The organism is Burkholderia sp. BCC0398 (genome assembly GCF_902833245.1).
In the GTDB taxonomy this organism is placed as follows: domain Bacteria; phylum Pseudomonadota; class Gammaproteobacteria; order Burkholderiales; family Burkholderiaceae; genus Burkholderia; species Burkholderia sola.
In genome coordinates, this window is sequence record NZ_CADFEM010000026.1 from 1 (window position 1) to 17384 (window position 17384).

Annotated in this window: 18 protein-coding genes; 10 read left to right on the forward strand and 8 right to left on the reverse strand. The window is 68.7% G+C overall.

Annotated features, from left to right (window positions below; translation table 11 throughout):
• The first annotated feature begins 75 nt into the window (after positions 1 to 75).
• Entirely contained in the window at positions 76 to 1167 is a 1092-nt protein-coding gene (locus HWX76_RS34600) for an IS630 family transposase (RefSeq protein WP_176017029.1), read from the forward strand.
• Here HWX76_RS34600 and HWX76_RS34605 read toward each other — a convergent pair.
• Positions 1164 to 1919: a 2Fe-2S iron-sulfur cluster-binding protein gene (locus HWX76_RS34605; protein ID WP_124630945.1), complete on the reverse strand. Its 756-nt coding sequence runs from the start codon at positions 1917 to 1919 to the stop codon at positions 1164 to 1166. The two genes, HWX76_RS34600 and HWX76_RS34605, sit on opposite strands and share 4 nt — an antisense overlap.
• A gap of 555 nt (positions 1920 to 2474) precedes the next feature.
• On the opposite strand from HWX76_RS34605, the gene HWX76_RS34610 reads away from it, so the two are divergent.
• A complete protein-coding gene (locus HWX76_RS34610) occupies positions 2475 to 2759 on the forward strand; it encodes a hypothetical protein (RefSeq protein WP_176017030.1) in 285 nt (94 codons plus the stop codon).
• Positions 2760 to 2791: 32 nt separating this feature from the next.
• Here the strand turns inward: HWX76_RS34610 and HWX76_RS34615 are convergent, their stop codons facing one another.
• Positions 2792 to 2944, reverse strand: coding sequence for a hypothetical protein (locus HWX76_RS34615; protein ID WP_160300514.1), 153 nt, complete (start codon positions 2942 to 2944; stop codon positions 2792 to 2794).
• A gap of 82 nt (positions 2945 to 3026) precedes the next feature.
• The gene (locus HWX76_RS34620; protein ID WP_124651937.1) at positions 3027 to 3650 is read right to left on the reverse strand and encodes an alpha/beta hydrolase; all 624 of its coding nucleotides are present in this window, start codon (positions 3648 to 3650) and stop codon (positions 3027 to 3029) included.
• A gap of 356 nt (positions 3651 to 4006) precedes the next feature.
• On the opposite strand from HWX76_RS34620, the gene HWX76_RS34625 reads away from it, so the two are divergent.
• The 4 genes from HWX76_RS34625 to HWX76_RS34640 are packed head-to-tail and all read left to right on the forward strand — an operon-like array spanning position 4007 to position 6647.
• Complete coding sequence (locus tag HWX76_RS34625) at positions 4007 to 4948, forward strand: glyoxylate/hydroxypyruvate reductase A (protein ID WP_176017031.1); 942 nt, start codon at positions 4007 to 4009, stop codon at positions 4946 to 4948.
• Positions 4949 to 4978: 30 nt separating this feature from the next.
• Entirely contained in the window at positions 4979 to 5911 is a 933-nt protein-coding gene (locus HWX76_RS34630; RefSeq protein WP_089488877.1) for a hydroxymethylglutaryl-CoA lyase, read from the forward strand.
• A gap of 26 nt (positions 5912 to 5937) precedes the next feature.
• A complete protein-coding gene (locus HWX76_RS34635; RefSeq protein ID WP_089488878.1) occupies positions 5938 to 6444 on the forward strand; it encodes a YbaK/EbsC family protein in 507 nt (168 codons plus the stop codon).
• Positions 6441 to 6647, forward strand: a complete 207-nt coding sequence (locus HWX76_RS34640; protein ID WP_006488644.1) for a DUF1289 domain-containing protein — start codon at positions 6441 to 6443, stop codon at positions 6645 to 6647. The genes HWX76_RS34635 and HWX76_RS34640 overlap by 4 nt, the downstream gene beginning before the upstream one ends.
• Positions 6648 to 6901: 254 nt before the next feature.
• On the opposite strand, the gene HWX76_RS34645 is transcribed toward HWX76_RS34640, so the two are convergent.
• On the reverse strand, positions 6902 to 7804 hold the full coding sequence (locus HWX76_RS34645) for a DMT family transporter (protein WP_176017032.1): 903 nt from the start codon (positions 7802 to 7804) through the stop codon (positions 6902 to 6904).
• A gap of 112 nt (positions 7805 to 7916) precedes the next feature.
• Between HWX76_RS34645 and HWX76_RS34650 the strand changes: the two genes are divergently transcribed.
• Complete coding sequence (locus tag HWX76_RS34650; protein WP_050014344.1) at positions 7917 to 8408, forward strand: Lrp/AsnC family transcriptional regulator; 492 nt, start codon at positions 7917 to 7919, stop codon at positions 8406 to 8408.
• Positions 8409 to 8457: 49 nt separating this feature from the next.
• Here HWX76_RS34650 and HWX76_RS34655 read toward each other — a convergent pair whose 3' ends face one another.
• Positions 8458 to 9354, reverse strand: coding sequence for an alpha/beta hydrolase (locus tag HWX76_RS34655; RefSeq protein ID WP_050014311.1), 897 nt, complete (start codon positions 9352 to 9354; stop codon positions 8458 to 8460).
• A gap of 239 nt (positions 9355 to 9593) precedes the next feature.
• Between HWX76_RS34655 and HWX76_RS34660 the strand changes: the two genes are divergently transcribed.
• Complete coding sequence (locus HWX76_RS34660; RefSeq protein ID WP_050014310.1) at positions 9594 to 10553, forward strand: nitronate monooxygenase family protein; 960 nt, start codon at positions 9594 to 9596, stop codon at positions 10551 to 10553.
• 117 nt (positions 10554 to 10670) lie between these two features.
• Here the strand turns inward: HWX76_RS34660 and HWX76_RS34665 are convergent, their stop codons facing one another.
• The 3 genes from HWX76_RS34665 to HWX76_RS34675 form a co-directional block, all read right to left on the reverse strand.
• Positions 10671 to 11633, reverse strand: coding sequence for a LysR family transcriptional regulator (locus HWX76_RS34665; protein ID WP_050014309.1), 963 nt, complete (start codon positions 11631 to 11633; stop codon positions 10671 to 10673).
• A 196-nt stretch (positions 11634 to 11829) separates the two neighbouring features.
• Complete coding sequence (locus HWX76_RS34670) at positions 11830 to 12906, reverse strand: porin (RefSeq protein ID WP_176017033.1); 1077 nt, start codon at positions 12904 to 12906, stop codon at positions 11830 to 11832.
• A gap of 345 nt (positions 12907 to 13251) precedes the next feature.
• Positions 13252 to 13743 (reverse strand): peptide-binding protein, encoded by a 492-nt coding sequence (locus HWX76_RS34675; RefSeq protein ID WP_124557608.1) that lies wholly within the window; start codon positions 13741 to 13743, stop codon positions 13252 to 13254.
• A gap of 345 nt (positions 13744 to 14088) precedes the next feature.
• Between HWX76_RS34675 and HWX76_RS34680 the strand changes: the two genes are divergently transcribed.
• Positions 14089 to 15120 (forward strand): bile acid:sodium symporter family protein, encoded by a 1032-nt coding sequence (locus HWX76_RS34680; RefSeq protein ID WP_050014307.1) that lies wholly within the window; start codon positions 14089 to 14091, stop codon positions 15118 to 15120.
• A 186-nt stretch (positions 15121 to 15306) separates the two neighbouring features.
• On the forward strand, positions 15307 to 17151 hold the full coding sequence (locus tag HWX76_RS34685; protein WP_089488880.1) for a phosphodiesterase: 1845 nt from the start codon (positions 15307 to 15309) through the stop codon (positions 17149 to 17151).
• Positions 17152 to 17384: the final 233 nt, after the last annotated feature.

A 17384-nucleotide genomic window follows, 5' to 3' on the forward strand; every position in this document is an offset into this window, starting at 1 on the left:
CTAGTGTCCTGTTCCGTTGTTAACCGGTCTATGTTCACGTAGCATGTTGACGTCAACGGAACGGGAGACGTCAGCATGGCGATGGGACGACCGAAGGCGGAACTGGTGCTGAGCGAAGACGAGCGTTCGCAACTGACATCGATAGCGCGTTCTCGCTCGATTTCGGCTGCGCTGGTCTCGCGGGCGCGCATCGTGCTGGCGGCGGCTGACGGCGAGCCCAACAGCGCGATCGCGCAACGCCTGCAACTCACACGTACCACGGTGGGCAAGTGGCGTCTGCGGTTTCTGGAGCAGCGAATCAACGGACTCTACGACGAAGTACGTCCCGGCAAGCCACGCACCATCGACGACGAACGGCTGGCCCAACTGATTCACAAGACCCTGCACACGAAGCCGGCAGATGGATCCACTCACTGGAGCGTGCGCACGATTGCCGCCGAAACCGCCATCTCGCCGACGAGCGTGCACCGCTACTTCAAACTGCTGGGTCTGCAGCCGCACCGAAGTGAAAGCTTCAAGCTCTCGACCGATCAGTTCTTCATCGAGAAACTGCGCGATGTGGTCGGCTTGTACCTCAGTCCGCCGGAGAACGCTCTGGTGCTGTGCGTGGACGAGAAGAGCCAATGTCAGGCGCTCGAGCGCACGCAACCCATGCTGCCGATGGGTTTCGGCTACGTTGAAGGCGTCACTCACGATTACGTCCGTCATGGCACCACGACGCTGTTTGCCGCCCTGAATGTGCTCAATGGCGCCGTGCTCGCTACCTGCAAGCCGCGTCATCGACATCAGGAATTCCTGTCGTTTCTGCGCGAAATCGACAAGGCCGTGCCAGCCGAACTCGACGTGCACTGCATCGTCGACAACTACGGCAGTCACAAGCATCCGAAGGTCAAGGCGTGGCTGGCGGCACGCCCCCGCTGGCATATGCATTTCATTCCCACCTACAGTTCGTGGCTCAACCAGGTCGAACGCTTCTTTGCGCTGATCACCGACAAAGCGATCCGTAGAGGCTCGTTCGGCTCGGTCAAACAACTGGTCAAGCGAATCGATCAATTCGTCTCCCACTACAACGAAAACTGCAAACCCTTCGTCTGGACCGCGTCAGCCGATTCGATCCTCGAAAAGCTGCATCGACTTTGCTCGCGAATCAGCGGAACAGGACACTAGCCGTGCGCCGCATGCGCGGCGCGCACGGCGGCGACGATGTTCGGGTACGCGCCGCAGCGGCACAGGTTGCCGCTCATGCGCTCGCGGATCTCGTCGTCCGACAGCTGCGCGGGACGGCGCCGCACGTCATCCGTGGCGGCGCTCCCGGCCCCCGCCGCGAACTCGTCGAGCAGCGCGGTCGCCGAGCAGAGCTGGCCGGACGTGCAGTAGCCGCACTGGAACGCATCGCATTCGACGAACGCACGCTGCACCGGGCTCAACACGCCGCCGCGCGCCAGCCCTTCGACGGTCGTGATCCGCTCGCCCTGGTGCATCACCACGAGCGTCAGGCACGCGTTGATGCGCCGGCCGTCGACGAGCACCGTGCACGCGCCGCACTGCCCGCGATCGCAGCCCTTCTTCGTACCCGTGAGGCCCGCGTATTCGCGCAGTGCGTCGAGCAGCGTGACGCGCGGTTCGAGCTGCAGCGTGTATGCGCGCCCGTTGATGTCGAGATGCACGGGCCGCGCCGGCACCGTATCGCGGCGGGGCGCGGCCGGCGTGGACGCCGCGTGCGGCGACTGCGGATGAACGTGCGATGCGGCGCTGACGGTCGCGGCAGCCGCCGCGGATTGCAGGAAACGGCGCCGCGCGGCGCTGGACGGCGTATCGTGCGCCAATGGCAGCGGCGCTGAACGGCCGGGCCCGAGCGGCGACGGGGCAGCGTCGCGCGCCGGTTCGGCGGACGGGGAATCGGATCGATCGCTGGACATGGCTTCTGCTCGCTCCGTGGTTGATGGACGCGGGTGTGCGCCGCGTGCCCGGATGGCAGCGCGGTCGGCACGCGCATCGGCAACGAGCAATTCGGGTGCCGCGAAACTGCGGGGGGGCCGCATACAGGTGCAGCGCCGGCCATCGTGCGCGGCGCGCACCGGGCGGCAGACGGACCGAGTTGGCGGTGAGAACGCTTCCATGACGCCACGCTGGCGCACGGCTGGCCGTTCGCTGACGAAGCGGCAATAACGCCCGATTTTTGGGCGCGGCCGGCCGCGCATCGGTCGCAAGTTGCCGATCGCGTTTGCGATGCCGCGCATGGCGCCCGCGTCGCCGTGGCCGGGTCGCGGCGTGGCGCGCCGTGTAAATGCGCGCAGCATCCGCCTCTGCTGGAAAATTCCGCCATGCGTGCCGGTGGATCGCCGCGACGGCATTCGGTCAGCCGGACGAAACCATTTCGCGATCGCGCCGGAATCGCAAACGATTCACCGAAACGTCGCATCGCGGCCGCATACTCGAAAACGTTTCCCGATCAGCCTGCCAGGAGAGAAGTCATGCGTCGCGTTTCCGTCGCCGTCGTTCTGTGTACCGCCGTGTTCGTCGCCGCGTGCAGCGACGACGCACCGCACGACGCCCACGCGACCGACACCGTGCCGCAGGCCGGCGCATCGAGCGGCGCCGCCAGCGCGTTCAACAGCGACGCGACCGCGAATACCGTCGCATCCGAGGCCGCGCCGCTCGCGCCGCCCGTCGTGCATTACCCGCCCGATGACGACGACGATGCGAAGCCCACTGCGAACGCAGCCGCTTCAAGCGCCGCCGCGTCGTCGCCGGGCTGATCCCGCTGCCACGTGATAGGAGTCGGTACTGTTCAGGCAGCGCAGTGGGCGCGCGCGTCGAGCCGCCACTGACATGACGTAACGGTCGGCGACGGCGCGAACGGCACGGTGTCGCGCCGCTTCGCGGGCCACGTCGGGTACGGCCGGCCGAGCGATTCGGACCCGGCCGCGGCCGTCAGGGCCATGAGGCCCGCCTGCGCATTGCAAGCGCGACGGCCCGCCCTACCGCGACAGCCACCGCGCGGCATGCGCCGCGCAACCGGCCCGTCAGACCGCGTGCGCGAGCGCGCGATCGACGAGCGCGGCCTCGAAGCCGTCGTCCGCGTCGCGAAAACGCAGCGGCGCCGCGCAATGCACCAGCGTGTCGATGAAGTATTTCGCGCGCGGCCACGGCCCGTAGCCGGCCGCCGTGTTGATGTGCCCGGCATCGCCGAGGTTCACGAACGCGCTACCCAGGCGCTGCGCGAGCGTGCGCGCATCGCCGAGCGGCATCCACGGATCGGTCTCGCTGCCGATCACGATCGACGGCACCGCGAGCCGGCGTGCGTCGAACGGCCCGGCAAACGTGAATTTCTTCGGGCTCGCCGGCGCGACGAACAGCACGCCCGCGACATCGCCGACGTGCGGCCACTGCGCGAGCGCATGCGCGGTCGCGAGGCAGCCGAAGCTGTGCGCGGCGAGCACGAACGGGCCGCGCTCGCGATCGAGCAGCGCGCGCACCGATTGCGCCCAGCCGGCGAGATCGGGCGCATCCCAGTCGTGCTGCTCGACCCGCAACGCGCGCGGGAACTGCCGCTCGAGCCAGGTCTGCCAGTGGGCGCCTTCGCTGCCGTGCAGGCCCGGGACGGTGACGAGCCGCGGCGGCCACGCCGATTTGCTGCATGCGCGCATGATTGCCCTCGCTTGCTTGAAGACGAGGTTCGATTGTGGCGTCGCGTACGCGGCAGCCGAACCAATATTTTGTGCTTTGCTTTTGCGCGGCGCGGTGACCGGCGGCGGCCCGGCGACTGCGCGACGGCGGCCCAAGCCAGCCGCATGGGCCGCATGGCCCGCACCGACGGCGCAATGTGCGGCGAAACCGTAGAATGTGGGCTTCCCGTCAGCGTCACACGGAACCGGTCCCCGCGCCGACGCGCCGGGCCGTTCGTCAGGAGTCGTCCAATGTCCGCTACGTCCGCCGGCGCGCCGCGCCCGGCTTCGCTCGCCGTTCCCGTGACGCGCCTCGCCGGCGCGCGCGCCGTCACGCAATGAAGATCCTGTTCCATTCACCGCATCAGGAAGCCGGCGCATGGCGCGACGAGATCGCGCGGGCGCTGCCGGAAGCCGAACTGCGCGCGTGGCAGCCGGGCGATACGGCCGCCGCCGACTACGCGCTCGTGTGGCGCGCACCGCGCGAGTTCTTCGCGCCGCGCGACGGCCTGCGCGCGATCTTCAACCTCGGCGCGGGCGTCGATGCGCTGCTCGCGCTCGACCGCGCGCATCCGGGCACGCTGCCCGCACACGTGCCGCTGGTGCGGCTCGAGGATTCGGGCATGGCGCAGCAGATGGTCGAATACGTGACGCACGCGGTGCTGCGCTACCTGCGCCGCTTCGACGAATACGACCTGCAACAGCGCGAACGCCGCTGGCAGCCGCTCGAACCGCATGCGCGCGCGAGCTTCACCGTCGCGGTCCTCGGCCTCGGCGTGCTCGGCGCCGAGGTCGCCCGCGCGCTCGCCGCGCTCGGCCTGCCGGTGCGCGGCTACAGCCGCAGTGCGAAGCAGCTCGACGGCATCGCGACCTTCGCCGGCGACGGCGCGTTCGACGCGTGCATCGACGGCGCGAAGATGCTCGTCAACCTGCTGCCGAGCACGCGCGACACCGACGGCATCCTGTCGGCGCGCGCGTTCGCGCGGCTCGCGCGCGGCGCGTACGTCGTCAACGTCGCGCGCGGCGCGCATCTCGTCGAAGCCGACCTGCTCGACGCGCTCGCGAGCGGCCAGGTCGCCGCGGCCACGCTCGACGTGTTCCAGCACGAGCCGCTGCCTGACGACCATCCGTTCTGGCGCGCGCCGCGCATCACGATCACGCCGCACAGCTCGGCCGAGACGCTGCGCGCGGAAGCCGTCGAGCAGATCGCCGGCAAGATCCGCGCGTTCGAGCGCGGCGCGCCCGTCAGCGGGATCGTCGACTACGCACGCGGCTACTGAATTCCGCCCTACACGAAACCGGAGACAACCATGACGTTCCCCACCGCCGTCAAGATCGTCGAAGTCGGCCCGCGCGACGGCCTGCAGAACGAGAAGACCTTCGTGCCGACCGACGTGAAGATCGCACTCGTCGACCGGCTGTCGCGCGCCGGCTTCCGCAACGTCGAGGCCGCATCGTTCGTGTCGCCGAAATGGGTGCCGCAGATGGCCGACGGCGCCGACGTGATGGCCGGCATCGAGCGCCGCGCGGGCACCGTGTACTCGGTGCTCACGCCGAACCTGAAGGGTTTCGAGAACGCGGTCGCCGCGCGCGCCGACGAGGTCGTGATCTTCGGCGCGGCGAGCGAAGCGTTCTCGCAGCGGAACATCAACTGCAGCATCGCCGAGAGCATCGCGCGCTTCGAGCCCGTCGCGAAGGCCGCGAAGGACGCGGGTCTGCGACTGCGCGGCAGCGTGTCGTGCTCGCTCGGCTGCCCGTATCAAGGCGAGGTGCCGGTCGCGTCGGTCGTCGACGTCGTCGAACGCTTCGCCGCGCTCGGCTGCGACGAGATCGACATCGCCGACACGATCGGCGTCGGCACGCCGAAGCGCACGCGGGAGGTGCTCTCCGCGGTCACGCGCGTGTTCCCGCGTGAACGGCTGTCGGGCCATTTCCACGACACCTACGGCCAGGCGCTCGCGAACATCTACGCGGCGCTGTTCGAAGGGATCGAGATCTTCCACGCGTCGGTCGCGGGCCTCGGCGGCTGCCCGTACGCGAAGGGCGCGACCGGCAACGTCGCGACCGAGGACGTGCTGTACCTGATGCAAGGCCTCGGCATCGAGACCGGCATCGATCTCGCGCAGGTCGTCGCGGCCGGCGACTTCATCTCGAACGCGATCGGCCGCGCGAACGTGTCGCGCGCCGGTCGTGCACTGCTTGCCAGGGCGCAGGGCGCGGCCGACGCCGCGAACTGCGTCTGATCACGCCCTCCCACGGACGCCTCCCCATGACGACACCCGCTTCATTCGATTCCCTCCCCGATTCCGCGCGACGCGTCGCGCTGCTGCTGCGCGAGCGCGGCCATGCGAAAGGCATCGTGATGCTCGCCGAAACCGGCAAGACGTCGGCCGAGGCCGCGGCCGGGCTCGGCTGCTCGGTCGCGCAGATCGCGAAGTCGATCCTGTTTCGCCGGCAGGCCGACGGCGCGCCCGTGCTGGTCGTCGCGAGCGGCGTGAACCGCGTCGATGAAAAGAAGGTCGCCGCGCAGGTCGGCCCGGTCGGCCGCGCGGACGCGAAGTTCGTGCGCGACAACACCGGCTATGCGATCGGCGGCGTCTGCCCGATCGGCCATCTGGTCGAACCCGTCACGCTGATCGACGCCGACCTGCTCGCGCTCGACAGCCTGTGGGCCGCTGCCGGCCATCCGCACGCGGTGTTCAACCTGTCGCCGCACGAACTCGTGTCGCTGACGGGCGCGCCGGTCGCGGACGTCGCGTTGCGGGAGCCCGCATGAGCGACGTGACGATGCCGGTCGCCACGGTCGCGTCGCCGTGCACCGACGTCTGCCGGATCGATCCGCGCACCGACTGGTGCGCGGGCTGCCTGCGCACGCGCGGCGAGATCAAGGGATGGCGTACGTCGGACGACGACGCGCGGCGCGCGCTGCTTGCGCGGCTCGACGCGCGGCGGCGGCTGATCGCGGGCAGCGAGACATAAAAAAAAGCCGTTCAGCCTCACGGGCGAACGGCATCGAGATCGGAATCCTGTGAACGTGATCAACGTCACAGCCCGCATCATACGAGCGACGCGACCGCATCGCATCGGGTGTTTCCCTACAACTTCCTACAGCGCTTTTCGCGCCCGCGCGCGGCGTCCGCGCGACGTCATTCCGCAGGCAAGCTTCACTCGCGACACGCGCATTCGACGCGCCGCGGCGTGAGCGCGCCGCCGCGCCGAATCCTCTGACCGTTTCAGTTGCCGACCGCCGTGCGACGGGCCGGCACGATGCGCCAGCCGAGGTTCACGCCGGCCGCCGCGAGCAGGATCAAGAGCGCGCCGAATACCTGCGTCCACGCGAGCGTCTGCCCGAACGCGATGCGATCGACGGCGATCGCGACGACCGGATAGACGAACGACAGCGCGCCCGTCATCGCGGTCGGCAGCTTCTGGACCGCGCCGTACAGCAGCACGTACATCAGCCCCGTGTTGACGATGCCGAGCACGATCAGGTCGGCCCATTGCCCGGCCGTCGCCGGCAACGTGTCGAAGTGCGCGAACGGCGCGAGCAGCAGGATGCCGAGGCCGACCTGCAGCAGCGCGAGCAGATGCGGCGGCGTGCCCTTCAGGTGCTTCGTGATGATCGACGAGATCGCGTACAGGAACGCCGCGCCGAGCGACAGCGCGACCCCTTCCAGGTATTCGCCGGGCACCGCGAGCACGGCCGGTTCGACGCGCACCACGAATACGAGCCCGGCGAATGCGAGCGCGAGCCACGCGAGCGTCGACGCGGTGATCCGCTCGCGGAACACGATGGCGCCGAGCGCGACGAGCATGAACGGCTGCGTGTTGTAGACGGCGGTCGCCATCGAGATCGACGCGCGCGAATACGCGGCGAACAGCAGCAGCCAGTTCGCGACGATCGCGAGGCTGCCGAGCGTCGTGAGCACGAGCATCCGCGGCGAGAACAGCGAGCGGCGCAGGAAGCCGAACGCCGCACAGACGATCGCGAGCGTCGCCGTGCCGAACACGCAGCGGAAGAACACGACATTGGTCAGCGGCTGCTGCGACGACATCACGAGCCAGCCGATCGTGCCGGACATCAGCATCGCGACGATCATCTCGGCGGCGCCGCGGCGAATTTCATTCGAGGCCATCAGGAACTCCGTTGAAGAGCTTGGATGAGTTCGATTCTAGAAACTTGCTTTCGCTGAAACCACGGCTAAACTGAAGCGAATCAGCCGATTGACCTTCGAAAGCAAAGCGATCATGCCGAAACGCCTTTCCCCGCCCGCCGTCGCGTCGCTCGACGCGACCGACCGTGCAATCGTCGCCGCGCTGGCCGACGACGCCCGCATCGCGACCAGCGAACTCGCGCGGCAGATCGGGCTGTCGGCGCCCGCGACGGCCGACCGCGTGCGCCGGCTGGAAGCGCAAGGCGTGATCGCTGCGTTCACCGTCGAGCTCGACCCGCGTGCGCTCGGCTACACGCTGCAGGCGATCGTCCGCGTGAAGCCGCTGCCGGGCCAACTGCATCTGGTCGAGGAATTGCTGCGGCGGATTCCCGAATTCGTCGAATGCGACAAGGTGACCGGCGACGACTGCTTCATCTGCCGGCTCTACCTGCGCACGATCGAGCACCTCGACGACATCCTGTCGAAGGTGACGGAGCGCGCGGAGACGAGCACCGCGATCGTGAAATCGACGCCCGTGCCGCGCCGCCTGCCGCCGCTCGTCGAGGACGACCACGCGCACCGCTGAGCCGCGGCGCGCACCATCGGGCCGCCGGCGGCGCGCGCCGCCCAGGCCGTCACGCGGCCGCGTCCCGCGCGTCGAAGAACGCGAGCAGTTCGTCGATCAGCGCGACGGGCGCCTCTTCCGGAATGTAGTGCCCGCAGTCGAGCGCGCGGCCGCTGACGTCGCGCGCGACGCGACGCCACTCGTCGAGCGGATCGAAGCAGCGGCCGACGACGCCGTGCTCGCCCCACAGCACGCGCAGCGGGCACGCGATCTTGTTGCCGCGTTCGAGGTCCGCACGATCGTGCTCGAGATCGATCGTCGCCGATGCGCGATAGTCCTCGCACATCGCATGCACGGCGCCGGGCTGCGCGAGCGCCGCCCGGTACGCGTCGAGCGCCTCGGGCGCGAATGGCGCCAGCCCGGCCGACCGGTTGCCCATCACGCGCTCGACGTACGCATCGGTGTGCGCGCCGATCAGCGTCTCGGGCAGCGGCTCGGGCTGGATCAGGAAGAACCAGTGGAAATACGCGGTCGCGAACGCGCGATCGGTTTTCTCGTACATCGCGAGCGTCGGCGCGATGTCGAGCAGCATCATCCGCTCGACGGCCTCCGCGTGATCGAGCGCGAGCCGGTGCGCGACCCGCGCGCCGCGATCGTGCGCGCACACGTGGAACTGCGCGAAGCCGAAATGCCGCATCACGGCGACCTGGTCCGCCGCCATCGCGCGTTTCGAATACGGCGCGTGCCGCGCGTCGCTCGGCGGCCGGCCCGATGCGCCGTAGCCGCGCAGGTCGGTGGCGATCACCGTGAAGTGATTCGCGAGCGTCGCGGCGACGCGATGCCAGATCATGTGGGTCTGCGGATGGCCGTGCAGCAACAACAGCGGCGGACCCGCGCCTCCTTTGACACCGAAAATGTCGGTGTCCTGCACCGTCACGCGAAACGGTGCAAACGCCTCAAACGACATGGTTTGTTTCTCGTTGGTTTGTTATGGCGGCTATTTTATGAGCGCCGGCGCATCTTCACAGCGGCGTAAGCACGCGAAAGCGTAGAAAGAGAACACTCACTCGATTGCCGGCACACCGCGGAGTTTGTTAAGCTCGCGTAGAATCGCACGACCGTTCGTATTAATATGAACGAACGCGTTCCGCCGCTACACTCGAATCATCGTCCGACCGCAACGCCCCCGGAGACTGGAGACATCACATGGCATTGCCCACCGTCCTGCAAAACCTGACGCTGCCCGTCATCGCGTCGCCGATGTTCATCGTCAGCTACCCCGAACTCGTGCTAGCGCAATGCAAGGCGGGCATCGTCGGTTCGTTCCCCGCGCTCAATGCGCGTCCGGCCGAACGACTGGACGAGTGGCTCACGCAGATCCAGGCGGAACTCGCCGACCACAAGGCGAAACATCCCGATGCGGTGATCGGCCCGATCGCGGTCAACCAGATCGTCCACCAGTCGAACGCGCGGCTCGAGCACGACGTGCGCGTGTGCGTCGAGCACAAGGTGCCGATCTTCATCACGAGCCTGCGCGCGCCGGCGCGCGAGATCGTCGACGCGGTGCACGGCTACGGCGGCATCGTGCTGCACGACGTGATCAACCTGCGCCACGCGCAGAAGGCGCTCGAAGCGGGCGTCGACGGGCTGATCCTCGTCGCGGCCGGCGCCGGCGGCCACGCGGGCACGACGTCGCCGTTCGCGCTGGTCGGCGAAGTCCGCAAGATCTTCGACGGCCCGATCGTGCTGTCCGGCTCGATCGCGAACGGCGGCTCGATCCTCGCCGCGCAGGCGATGGGCGCGGACTTCGCGTACATGGGCACGCGTTTCATCGCGACGCAGGAAGCGCACGCGATCGACGACTACAAGCACGCGATCCTGAACGCGAAATCGTCGGACATCATCTACACGAACCTCTTCACGGGCGTGCACGGCAACTACATCCGCGAGAGCATCGAGAAGGCCGGCCTCGATCCGGACGCGCTGCCGGAATCGGACAAGACCAAGATGAATTTCGGCAGCGACAAGACGAAGGCGTGGAAGGACATCTGGGGCGCCGGCCAGGGCGTCGGCCTGATGGACGACCTGCCGAGCGTGGGCGCGCTCGTCGAGCGGCTCAAGCGCGAGTACGACGACGCGAAGGCGCGGCTCGGCATCCCGCGCTGACGGATGCGGCGGCCGTCGCGGCCGCCCTCGACGCGAGCGTCGTCGAGCCAAACGAAAAGCGCGAACCGGCAACCGGTTCGCGCTTTTTCATTGCCCCGCCGCGGCGGACGACGCGGCTCAGACCGCGCGCTTCATCCGCGTGATCGGCAGCACGCGCAGGTGCGATTCGATCGACGGGCACAACGACTGCCCTTCGAAACGCGCGGCCAGGAAATCGACGAAAGAGCGCACCTTCGCGGACACGTGGCGACGGCTCGCGTACACCGCATAGATCGGTGCCTCGTGCGGCGGCACCGAATCGAGCAGCACCGGCACGAGCCGGCCCGATTCGATGTCGTCGCCGACCACTTCGGTGCCGAGCAGCGCGATGCCCGCGCCGGCGAGCACGGCCGCGCGCAGCCCTTCGAGATGGTTCACGATCAGGTTGCCGTTCAGGCTCACGCGCGACGCGGCGGCCGCGTCGATCACCAGCGAATCGAGCATCGTCGAATTCGAATCGCGCCGCAGGTAGTTGTGGTTCGCGAGATCGGCGATCGTCTGCGGCGTGCCGCGCTTGTCGAGATACTCGGGCGACGCGACCAGCAGGATGTGCGCGGTCGCGATCTGGCGTGCGACCAGCGACGACGATTTCAATCCGTTCGGCGCCGCGCGCACCGCGACGTCATAGCCTTCCTCGATCAGGTCGACCACGCGATCGGACAGCGTCATGTCGACGGTCACGTCGGGGAACCGGCCCGCATAATCGGTGACGGCCTGCATCACGTGCCGCAGCCCGAACGCGGACAGCGACGTCACGCGCAGCCTGCCTTGCGGCACCACGCTCGCGGCGCCGACGGCCTGGCCGGCTTCGTCGAGTTCGGACAGCGCCTGCACGAGGCGCTCATAGTATTCGCGTCCCGCCTCGGTCGGCGCGACGCGTCGTGTCGTGCGATGCAGCAACCGCGCGCCGAGCTGCTGCTCGAGGTGCATCACGTGCTTGCTCGCCATCGCCGCCGACATCTGCATGCGCTCCGCCGCGCCGACGAAGCTGCCCACTTCGACGACGTAGCGAAACACATTCATGCTGACGAGGGTATCCATCGAACTAGCTCGCAATCCCGGGGAGTCAACCAATTACGAGATAGGGTAACAAAGGCGGGCAGACATAAAGGTCAAGAAAGGCAAAACGGCGCCGCGGGTGGCGGCGCCGCTTCGGGCCGGAAAGGACGGACGGGAAAACATGCAGCCGGCACGCGCAATTCGCGCGCGCGGCCGGCGCACCGGTCGCGCGCGTGCGTCAGAATTTCGCGCGAATGCCTGCGCCGAACGTGTTGCCGGTCGACAGGCCGCTGATGTGGTCGTTCATGTAGGCCGCGTAGACGTCGGTGCGCTTGGACAGCGGATAGTCGTAGCCGACGGCCCAGGTCTGGCGCGTCTGGTCGAGGCCGCCCGCGTCGCGCGAGTATGCATACGACGCCATCGCGTTGCCCACGCCGATCGGCACCGACACGCCGCCCTGCGCGGTGTTCACGTGCCAGCTGCCCGCGACCTGGTCGTTCTTCGTATACATGTACTGGCCGAACAGCTTCACGAGCTTCAGGTCGTAGGTCGCGCCGACCAGCGCGATGCCCTGGCTATTCATGCCGGTCACGAGCGCGCTCAGGTCCTGCGGGCCGTTGTTGAAGTTCACGTACTGATACACGGCGGTCGCCGCGAACGGGCCGTTCGCGTAGTTGAACTGCGCGCTCCACTTCTTCGAGCGGTTGTCGCCGGCCTGGTTGCCAAGTGCGTACATCGCGCCGAAATTCAGCCCACCGAACGAAGGCGACGTGTATCCCACCGCGTTGTTCCAGCCCGAATCGCCGACGGCGCCCTGGTCGCTCGGATAGGTCGGGAACGTGCCGAGGCCGAGGAACACGTGGTACACCATCGGCGAGAAGGTGTACGAGTCGTAGAACGGGTTGAACAGGATCGTCGACAGGAACAGATGCGTCGTCAGGCGGCCTGCCGTCACCGTGCCGTACGGCGAGCTGATGCCGACGTACGCGTTGCGCGCGAAGAACGTGTCGCCCTGGAAGCGGCCGTACTGGCCGTTCTGCGCGCGGAAGAAGCTCTCCAGCGTGAAGATCGCCTTGTAGCCGTCGCCGAGATCCTCGGCGCCGTGCAGGCCCCAGTACGACGTCGACATCCCGCCGCCCGACACGTTCCACGCACGATCGCCGCCCGGGAACTTGGTGGCGCCGACCCATTCGTCAACCTGCCCGTAGAGCGAGACGCTCGACTGCGCATGGACGGGTGCGGCGGCCGCCACGCAGGCGGCTGCGGCGATCAGCTTGACGGACGTGCGCGACGCGCGACGGGCGAATGCTTTCATGGGATCTCCAGGTTTTGTCGGATAGTCGATAAGTGGCGCGAGCGTTGTTGTTTGGAGCCGCGTGCTTGCGTCGTATGGGGCGCAGCCATCTTTACGGATCATTCGTCCGGTCAAAATTGCGCACACTTATTGCGGGTATAGCGCCGGCATTAACTTCGCGGGATGTATCCATGGCCGGATGCACGGCGGCGGCCCGGCGCGAATGCGGTCGCACCGGCGGGCGGCGGCGCGGCATGCGCGTACCGGGCGCGAAAGATAGCGCAATGCGGCGGGAAAATCAGCGGAAATCTGCGCGCGACTGTGGCGAATTCGCATCAGCCGGCAAGGGGACGTGCGCGGGGGCGCTCAGTTTCGGTAGAACGGGGAGAAAGAAGGCGAGTGCGCAGGCTCTTCCTGCGAGCGGGGCGGCGGCATCGGGCGACCGCCGCGCTCCTCGTTGTAGCGGGCGACGTCGGCGCGGATCGAGCCGGCCCGCAGCGGGACGTTGCCGCCGCCCGGCGGGCGCGGCATCTGGCGGACCTCGGCGCTGATCGGCCGATACGGGCTTTGCGCGGCGTAATGGCCGTAGGACGGCGTCGGGCGCAGCCCCCAGCGGGAGCCGGCGCCGCTCACGCCGCCGGGACGCACGCCGGCAGGCGGCGCAACGCGACGCCAGACCGGACCGCCGCCGGGGCCGCCGGCCGGCCGAGCGTACGCGCGCATGTCGCCGCCGCCGAAGCCGTGGCCACCGAACCCGTGACCGCCATGGGGCGGCTGGGCCAGCGCGAGCGGCATCAGCAGCGCGCCGAGCACGCCTGCCACCCATCGTCCGATCTTCCGTTTCACCCGTTCCGTCATCGTTCCGTGCCCATCGACGCCCGCCGTCGGTTCCTTTCGGCCGACCCAAGGCTTTCAGCAGTAATTTATGAGCGGGCGGAAAGTGTGTCGAGCCAAAAAGTGTTATGTCGCCGGCATCGGTGTAACACCATGTTACTGCTAGGTTTTTTCGCTTCGGCACGCGATCGCGGCAGAACATTCTTCTGCGGTTTCGCGCGTGGCCGGGTCGACGCGGCGGCCCTCATTGCATGCAATCGATTCATCAATCGATTCGCACAATGAATTTGTTTGGTGAATCGCCAACCGGGACAATAACGCGATCCGCGCGCGCGACGCGCGCTTCGCCGTTTCCGAATCGAGTTCCCGATGGCCCGTCCCCGTTTTCTCCCCGACAACTTCACGCTCGCGCTCGTCGGCACCGTCGTGCTCGCGAGCCTGCTGCCCTGCCGCGGCCCGGCCGCCCATGCGTTCAACTGGGCAACCAACATCGCCGTCGGCCTGCTGTTTTTCCTGCACGGCGCGAAACTGTCGCGCGAAGCCGTGATCGCCGGCGCGACCCACTGGCGGCTGCACGCGGTCGTGCTGCTCAGCACGTTCGCGCTGTTCCCGCTGCTCGGCTTCGCGCTGAAACCGGTGCTGCAGCCGCTCGTCACGCCGACGCTGTATGCGGGCGTACTGTTCCTGTGCACGCTGCCGTCGACGGTCCAGTCGTCGATCGCGTTCACGTCGATCGCGAAGGGCAACGTGCCGGCCGCCGTGTGCGCGGCATCGGCGTCGAGCCTGCTCGGGATCTTCGTCACGCCGGCGCTCGTCGGGCTGATGATCACGTCGCAGTCGGCCGCGACCGCGTCGCCGTGGAGCACGGTCGGCAGCATCGTGATGCAGCTGCTCGTGCCGTTCATCGCCGGCCAGTTGCTGCGGCCCGCGATCGGCGGCTGGATCGACCGCAATCGCGGCGTGCTGCGCTTCGTCGACCAGGGCTCGATCCTGCTGGTCGTCTACGTCGCGTTCAGCGAGGCGGTCAACGAGGGGTTGTGGCACCAGATTCCGCCGCGCGCGCTCGGCGGCCTGCTCGTCGTCAACCTCGTGCTGCTCGCGATCGCGCTGCTGCTGACCGCGTTCGTCAGCAAGCGGCTCGGCTTCAACCGCGCCGACCGGATCACGATCATCTTCTGCGGATCGAAGAAGAGCCTCGCGGCCGGCGTGCCGATGGCGAAGGTGATCTTCTCGGCGAACGCGGTCGGCGCGATCGTGCTGCCGCTGATGCTGTTCCACCAGATCCAGCTGATGGCGTGCGCGGCGCTCGCGCAGCGCTGGGGCGCGCGCGACACGAGCGGCGAGCACGACGAAGGCGACACGGCAGCCAGGTCCGGCGCGCTGAGCGCGGGCAAGCGCTGACGCGCGCGGGGGGCGATGGCTGTCGCTGGCCGCCTTCCGCCTTCCGCTTCCCGTTCCAGCCCCCCACCCCGATGCGCGTCCGGCTCGATGCACCGGCAACGCCCGTCGCGTCACGAAATCTTCATTCAATTCTCCGCGAGCGGTGCCGTTAAGCCGATCGTCCCGTCGATTCGGCTGCCCCCGCCCATGCCCGCGCCCTCCTCCGATTCCGCCGCCCCCCGCACCACGCGCCTGATCGCGGAGCGCGCGCTCGCCGCCGTGTTCCAGCCGATCGTCGACCTCGGATCGGGAACGGTCGTCGGTTACGAAGGGCTGATCCGCGGCCCGCGCGGCACCGACCTCGAGCCGCCCGCCGCGCTGTTCGCGCAGGCCGCGCGCGAAGGCGAAACCATCGCGCTCGAACGGGCCGCCGCGCTCACCTGCCTCGACGCGTTCGCGGCGCTCGGCTGCGACGGCAAGCTGTTCCTCAATTTCAGCGCGGGCACGATCCTCACGCTCGCCAGCGAACGCGAGCGCGCACGCCAGTTCCTCGGTCGCGCGCGGATCGGCGCCGAGCGCATCGTGATCGAGCTCACCGAGCAGAACGCGATTCCCGATCTCGCGGACATCGGGCCGGCGGTCGCGACGCTGCGCGACGCCGGCATCCAGTTCGCGCTCGACGACTACGGCACCGCGAACGCGAGCATGAACCTGTGGCTGCGCCTGCACCCGGACGTCGTGAAGATCGACCGCTTCTTCATCCACGACATCGCGCGCGACCCGCTCAAGTTCGAGGCCGTGAAGGCGATGCAGCACTTCGCGCAGGCGAGCGGCGCGAAGCTGATCGCGGAAGGCATCGAGAACGAATGCGACCTGATCGTCGTGCGCGACATGGGCATCTGCTGCGTGCAGGGCTTCCTGCTCGGCCGGCCGCACGCGCAGCCGTCGCGGGTGGTCGCGCCGGCCGCGCGCGACGCGATCCGCGCGCCGCACATCGCGGTGTTTCCCGGCGTGACGCGCGCGGTGCGGCCGGCCGGCACGATCGCCGGGAAGATGCTCGTGCCCGCGCCGGCGCTGCCGCGCGACGCGACCAGCAACGACGTGCTCGACCTGTTCAACCGGATGCCCGATCTGCACGCGGTCGCGCTCGTCGAGCGCGGGCGGCCCGTCGCGCTCGTCAATCGCCGCGGCTTCATCGACCGTTTCGCGCTGCCGTATCACCGCGAGGTGTTCGGGAAAAAGCCGTGCCTGCAGTTCGCGAACGATGCGCCGCTGATGATCGACAACGCAACCACGTTCGAGCAGCTCGCGACGCTGCTCGCGCGTCACGACCAGCGCTATCTCGCGGACGGCTTCGTGATCACCGAACACGGCCGCTATGTCGGCCTCGGCACCGGCGAGAGCCTCGTGCGCACGGTGACCGAGATGCGCATCGAGGCCGCGCGCTACGCGAATCCGCTGACGTTCCTGCCCGGCAACATCCCGATCAGCGCGCACATCGACCGCCTGCTCCAGCGCGACGCCGGCTTTCACGCGTGCTACGTCGACCTGAACCAGTTCAAGCCGTTCAACGACCAGTACGGCTACTGGCAGGGCGACGAAGTGCTGAAGTTCGCCGCGACGGTGCTGGCCGGCGTGTGCGATCCGCAGCGCGACTTTCTGGGCCACGTCGGCGGCGACGATTTCCTCGTGCTGTTCCAGCGCGACGACTGGCGCGAGCGCGCCGCCGACGCGATCGCGCGCTTCAACGACGGCGCGCAGCTGTTCTACACGCAGGCCGACCGCCAGGCGGGCGGGCTGCGCGGCGAGGACCGCCACGGCAATCCGGCGTTCTTCGGGTTCGTGACGATGGCGATCGGCGCGGTCGGCGTGCCGGCCGGCGCGCACGGCGCAAAGCGCTACGGCAGCGACGAGATCGCGTCGGTCGCGGCGCTCGCGAAGCGGCGGGCGAAGCAGCAGCCGGACGGGCTCGCGGTCGTCGATCTCGATGCCGGCCGCGCCGCGCTGCGCGATCGCGGCGAACCGCCGGCCGTGGCGATCGGGGCGGGTTGAACGGCGGGCAGGCGTCGCGGGCGCACGGGAAACGCTCGCGCAACGTGCGGCGGCGCCGATGCCCGGCCGGCGCAAGGTTCAGCTGTTGCGCAACCGCGCCGTTGGTCGCAGGCTGCTGCCACGGCGCGGCGCGCCGTGACGCTCGCCTCGGCCCGTAGTCCGGGGGCCCCCGGCGGCCCCTTTTCGGCGCGCCGTCGGCGCCGCCCCACGCCCGCACACCCACCTTGCCTTTT